Below are 1859 nucleotides of genomic sequence, written 5' to 3'. Positions count from 1 at the left end.
AGCGGTTTAGGCGTTGTTGCAGGGTGAGGTGGCGATTATCACTAAAGCCCAATACTTGCACGGAATGCAGCAACGTAAAGCCGACAGGCATAAGCAGGAAGGTCGCGCGAATTACCCCGGGAGGTCTGATGTTCTGCCTCTGATTTTTTTTTAGTGTGCTACTGACATCGAGAGATGTTGGGATGGGATATCAGAAGTCAGCCGAGGCCGTAGTAGTGATATTAAACCGATAGCATGAAGGGCTGAACATAATTAACCGTGATTAGGACACTGTTACTCGATGTCGATTAATGATGCACAAGCGCAGAATACCGCGGCCAGTGAGTGCGAAGACGGGCGGAACCTGTCGGGATACGCCACGGGTGCTGAAATTGACACGGCGGTCAGTGGGCGAACGAAAGCGGAACCATCGGTGACGATGGAAGCAGTGACAGACCGAGCCAATATGATGTTGGCCTATCAGCGGGTGGTGGAGAATAAAGGCGCAGCGGGTGTTGATAACCTGAGCACGCTGGATTTAAAACCCTGGTTGAAACAGCATTGGCAAGGTGTGAAGGTCTCACTGACAGCGGGCAGCTATCTACCGCGGGCCATCCGTAAAGTGGACATCCCGAAACCGAATGGCGACGTCAGGACGTTAGGCGTGCCAACGGTGGTAGACAGACTCATCCAGCAAGCGATAGCACAACGGCTAAGTCCGTTGGTGGAACCGCACTTCTCTCAGTCCAGCTACGGATTCAGACCAAACCGCAATGCATGGCAAGCCGTGCAACAAGCACAGCAATACATACGTAGCGGAAAGCGATGGGTTGTAGACATGGATTTGGAGAAGTTCTTCGACCGGGTAGACCATGACATCTTAATGTCGAAACTGGCGTACCTGATAGAAGATAAACGGCTGTTGAAACTCATCCGCCGCTTCCTTGAAGTGGAAATGATGGCCAATGGCCAGCGGGTAACGCGGGACAGAGGCATGCCGCAAGGCGGCCCACTATCACCATTGCTATCAAACATCCTGCTGGATAGCTTAGACAAGGAATTAGAGCAACGAGGCCATAGCTTCTGCCGCTATGCTGATGACTGCAATATTTACGTGAGCAGTCAGAAGGCAGGCGAGAGCTTACTGGCCGATATCACCGACTTCCTGTCTAACGAACTGAAGCAGCAAGTCAATGCCGATAAAAGCGCGGTAGCCCGGCCGTGGGAACGCAAGTTCCTAGGCTATAGCTTTACCCGGCACAAAGAGAGCCGGGTGAAAATCGCCGTGCAAAGTGTAAATCGCTTCAAGGATAAAATCCGCGAAATGACGACAGGGCATTACTCTCGCTCTATCAGTGAGACAATACACGTAATGACACCCGTGCTTCGCGGCTGGATAAGCTACTTCCGCCTGACAAAAGTCAAAGGCGTGCTGGAGGAACTGGACGGTTGGATACGACGAAAACTCCGCTGCCTGTTATGGCGGCAGTGGAAACGCGTATACACCCGCGCCAGAAACTTAATGAAAGCAGGGCTTGACGAGAATCGGGCATGGTGCTCAGCGACCAACCAACGAGGCGCATGGTGGAATGCGGGGGCCAGCCACATGAATCAAGCCTTTAGAAAAGGGTGGTTCGACAAGATGGGGTTGGTATCGCTGCTGGATTGTCACCGACAGTTCCAGTGTTAATATGAACCGCCGTGGTACGGAACCGTATGCCCGGTGGTGTGAGAGGACGGGAGTTGTAAAACTCCCTCCTACTCGATTAATGGGTATTTTTGCTGGTTTATTGTTCTATTTTGGGTAGAATTCCTGCGGTTAAAAAATGAACGTGTCAAATTGTTGGCGTCAATTATCAGTAAGTTAAATTGAATAATTG

General features: G+C 51.3%; 1 protein-coding gene. It reads left to right on the top strand.

Annotated elements, in window-relative coordinates; all coding sequences use genetic code 11:
* Positions 1 to 280: 280 nt before the first annotated feature.
* Positions 281 to 1669 (top strand): group II intron reverse transcriptase/maturase, encoded by a 1389-nt coding sequence (ltrA, locus tag MK185_17830; GenBank protein ID MCH2042490.1) that lies wholly within the window; start codon positions 281 to 283, stop codon positions 1667 to 1669.
* Positions 1670 to 1859 lie beyond the last annotated feature (190 nt).

Source organism: Saccharospirillaceae bacterium (assembly GCA_022448365.1).
GTDB lineage: Bacteria > Pseudomonadota > Gammaproteobacteria > Pseudomonadales > Oceanobacteraceae > Bacterioplanoides.
Note: the sequence above shows the minus strand (reverse complement) of the source record. Positions and strands in the feature narration are given on the sequence as shown.

Bases quoted from the DNA above. Each gene is read 5' to 3' on its own strand.
- ltrA (MCH2042490.1), top strand. From the start codon at position 281: ATGTCGATTAATGATGCACAAGCGCAGAATACCGCGGCCAGTGAGTGC.